Origin of the sequence: Methylobacterium cerastii (assembly GCF_022179125.1) — a bacterium.
In the GTDB taxonomy this organism is placed as follows: Bacteria; Pseudomonadota; Alphaproteobacteria; order Rhizobiales; family Beijerinckiaceae; genus Methylobacterium; species Methylobacterium cerastii.
This window is the reverse complement of the sequence record NZ_BPQG01000085.1, coordinates 1-3,714: the sequence shown is the minus strand read 5'-3', so window position 1 is coordinate 3,714 and position 3,714 is coordinate 1. Positions and strand designations below refer to the sequence as shown.

3 protein-coding genes are annotated in these 3,714 nt (G+C 67.3%); all 3 read right to left on the bottom strand.

The window, feature by feature from the left end; translation table 11 throughout:
• On the bottom strand, positions 1-771 hold a 771-nt coding region (locus MFF13_RS23005; protein WP_373322597.1), incomplete at its 3' end, for an HlyD family secretion protein.
• A 1-nt stretch (position 772) separates the two neighbouring features.
• The gene (locus MFF13_RS23000; RefSeq protein WP_238273031.1) at positions 773-2,542 is read right to left on the bottom strand and encodes a type I secretion system permease/ATPase; all 1,770 of its coding nucleotides are present in this window, start codon (positions 2,540-2,542) and stop codon (positions 773-775) included.
• A 278-nt stretch (positions 2,543-2,820) separates the two neighbouring features.
• Positions 2,821-3,078: a hypothetical protein gene (locus tag MFF13_RS22995; RefSeq protein ID WP_238273030.1), complete on the bottom strand. Its 258-nt coding sequence runs from the start codon at positions 3,076-3,078 to the stop codon at positions 2,821-2,823.
• Positions 3,079-3,714: the final 636 nt, after the last annotated feature.

Genomic DNA, 3,714 nt, shown 5'->3' with positions numbered 1-3,714 from the left:
CTGCAGCTCGGTCTCGGCGACTTTGCCCTTGGTCGAGGCGGTCTGGGCGATCAGCTGGCCGCGCTCGCCTTCGAGCCGGGCACCATCCCGCTCCAGCACCGTCACCCGCGACAGCGGCACCAGGTTCTTGGCGTAGAGTTCGCGCACGCCCTTCAGCTCGCTCTGGATCAGCGCGATCTCGCGCTCCTTGGCGCCTGCCTGCTGGGTCAGCCCGCCGATCTCCTGGCCGAGCTGGGCCACCCGCTCGCGCAGCTGCGCCTTCTGGCCCTCGCGGCCCTTGACCCGGGAGGCGAACAGCCGGCTCTCGCCGTCGATGAGGTGGGCCACCGTCGGATCGGCGGCCTTGCGCGCGGTAAGCGGTGCCGGGAAGACGATCGCGTCGGCGCCGTCGCGCTCGGCTTCGTCGCGGGCACCCCGGGCGGCAAGCTCGTCGAGCGCCTTGAGCACCACGTCGAGGTTGGCCCGGGTCTGGGTCTCGTCGAGACGGATCAGCACCTGCCCGGCCTTCACCGCCTGACCCTCGCGTACGAGCAGCTGTCCCACCACGCCGCCGGTCGGGTGCTGCACCTTCTTGACGTCGGACTCGACCACGAGCTGGCCCGGGGCGATCACCGCGCCGGAGATCTGGGTGAAGGTCGCCCAGCCGCCGACCCCGACCACCAGGGCGACGCCGAGCCCGAGTGCGACGGCCAGATGGCGGCGGATCGAGGCTTGCGCGCTCGGCGCGGAACGCGCGGGCGCAAAGCCCATCGGCATCGGGACCGTGTTCATCTCACAGGGCTCCCGGCGCTGCGCGGGGCACCATCACGGCCTGGGCCGGCTGGGGTGCGATCGGCGCGGTCTGCGCCGGCACCGTCTGGAGCACGCGCTTGAGCACCTCGTCCTTCGGTCCGAAGGCCTGGGCCCGGCCGTCGGCCATCATCAGGATCAGGTCGACGGCAGCGAGCGCGCTCGGGCGGTGCGCCACCACGATGCAAATGCCGCCGCGGCGGCGCACGCCGAGGATCGCCTGGGTCAGCGCGTTCTCGCCTTCGGTATCGAGATTGGCATTGGGCTCGTCGAGGAGCACCAGGAACGGGTCGCCGTACAGCGCACGCGCCAGACCGATGCGCTGGCGCTGCCCGGCCGAGAGCCCGGCTCCGCCTTCGCCGATCCGGGTGTCGTAGCCTTCGGGCAGACGCAGCACGAGCTCGTGCACGCCGGCGGCTTGCGCCGCAGCGATCACCGCACTGGAAGCGGCGGCCGGATCGAACCGGGCGATGTTCTCGGCCACCGTGCCGGCAAACAGCTCGACCTCCTGCGGTAGGAAGCCGAGATGGGGCCCGAGCGCTGCGCTCGACCATTGATCGAGGGCGGCTCCGTCGAGGCGGACCTTGCCGCGGATCGCCGGCCAGACCCCGACCAGCGCCCGCACCAGCGAGGACTTGCCCGAGGCCGAGGGTCCGATGATCCCAAGCCCCTGTCCGGCGCGCAGGCTGAGGCTGAGATCCTGAACCACGACCCGCGAGACGCCGGGCGGGGCCACGCTGACGCTCTCGACGGTGAGGCTGGCTTGCGGCGCCGGCAGCGTGTGCAGGGCGGGGGTGGCCGGGATGCGCGCGAGCAGGTCCGAGAGCCGGGCCCAGCTCTGCCGCGCCTGGACGAAGCCCTTCCAGTTGGCGATGGCGAGTTCGGCTGGCGCCAGCGCTCGCGACACCAGGATCGAGGAGGCGATGATGATGCCGCCGGTGGCCATGTTGTTGATCACCAGCCAGGCGCCGAGCGCGAGCACACCCGACTGCAGCGCCATGCGGAAGATCTTCGAGCCGGTGCCGTAGCCGCCGGCGACGTCCGACACGCTCTGCTGCGCGCGCAGGTAGTCGCGGTTGGCCTCGGCCCAGCGCGTGGCGAAGCGCCCCTGCATCCCCATCGCCGCGAGCACCTCGGCATTGCGCCGACCGGCCTCGGCCAAACCGTTGCGGCGCATGCCGTGGCTGGTCGAGGTCTGCGACGGCTGCCGCGTGGCGCGGTCGGTCAGCAGGGTCATCCCGGCCAGCACCATGGCCCCGACCAGGGCGGCGACGCCGATCAGCGGATGGAACAGGAAGCAGATGAACAGGTAGATCGGCATCCACGGCAGGTCGAAGAACGCGCCCGGCGCGGAGCCGGACATGAACCCGCGCAGGCCATCGAGATCGCGCAGCGGCAGCAGGCCGTCGCCTGGCATCGCCCCCTTCAGCGGCGCCTGCACCACAACATCGAACACCCGATCACTCAGGGCCTCGTCGAGGCTGGCCCCGGTCCGCGCCAGGATGCGGGCGCGCAGCATCTCCAGCCCACCCTGGAACGCGTACAGCGCCAGGGCCAGCACCATCAGACCGATCAGCGTCGGCACCGACCGGCTCGGGATCACCCGGTCGTAGACCTCGAGCATGAAGAACGAGCCGGTGAGATACAGGACGTTGATCAGTCCGCTCATCGCAGCGGCACCGATAAAGGCGGTCCGACACTGGTCGAGCGCCGCGCGCAACTCGCTCGCGCCGGCTCCCACCTGTCGTCCCATCGCCTTCCCCGCCGCCGACAGCATCGAGCCCCGCCTCTCGAAAATCGAGGCCCGATCTAACCTCTGGGATCGCCACCAGCATCATTCATTTTATGTAGAAATGCATAATAACTTCGCGGTCAGGCAGTTATTTTTTGTCAATGGTCGCACTGTCCCAAAAACTTGTCCCAGCGTCCCAAATCGTGTGCCGCCAAAGTCGCGTCGCCTGCGACATCGGGCTCTTGCCAAAGAGCCGTCATAGCAGGGTGCGAGGTTCAAGCCTCAGGCACCCGATCGCGCTAAGTGATCGTGGAAACTATTCCGTTTTGGAGGCAGGCTCTGACCCAGGTCTCGGCGGCCGTCAGGCTCTGGAACACCAGCCCTTCCTGCTCGCACGGGCCGAACCCCATCTGCAGGAACCATCCCGTCTCAGCCGGCAGCAGAACCGCAACGATGTGCTGGTTGAAGCGCACGAGATGCGCCTCCTCGCTCGCGTCCTGGGTCGCAGTCCGAACCGGCTCGAAGTCGATGGCGTCCAGGTAACTCAGATCGGGCATGGGCACCGCGTTCGACCAGTCAAAACCGTCGATGCAAGGTCATCGAGGCAATCGATCTATGCCTGAGTTCTGCTAAAGATCCATCATTCGTTTGATTGAGATCAGGCCGGGCGCGATTGAGAAATGCGGCGAACGTTCGATCTGATCGCTCAAAAGGATCACTCGCAAATTGGAAGTTGCCGCTGCCTGAAAGCACGGTGTTCGCTGAACCCGCCTTCTACGGCTTGTCCGACAGCGCGTTTGCGGCCTTCACCATGACGGCTCAACCGATGTGAGAAGGGGCCCATCGCCGGCACTGGCGGTTCCTGTTCCCCGCTTCATCGACCTCCACGCGATCACCCGGGCCGAGGTTTTACGGGCACGATGCAGGGAACTGGCCCAACCCTCAGCTTACCTTGTTCGGAGAGTCGCATAGGCTTCGGATCCGTTGGCACGTGCCCATTTCATCGTCAGCAACGGAGTAATGAGCATGACGAACCGAGATTATAGAGCTTGGGCGTTGGGGGTGGCGATCGTCACTACCTTGTCTTGGAGTGGTGCGGCATTGGCTCTTTCGGGTGGGTCCTACACACCTCCTGGTGGTCAGCTTCCAGCAACAGCACCTGGTGGGACGAAATGATCCTCCCCCGGTTCCAC

Coding starts and splice junctions, on each gene's coding strand:
- MFF13_RS23000 (WP_238273031.1), bottom strand. CDS start 2,542: ATGGGACGACAGGTGGGAGCCGGCGCGAGCGAGTTGCGCGCGGCGCTC.
- MFF13_RS22995 (WP_238273030.1), bottom strand. CDS start 3,078: ATGCCCGATCTGAGTTACCTGGACGCCATCGACTTCGAGCCGGTTCGG.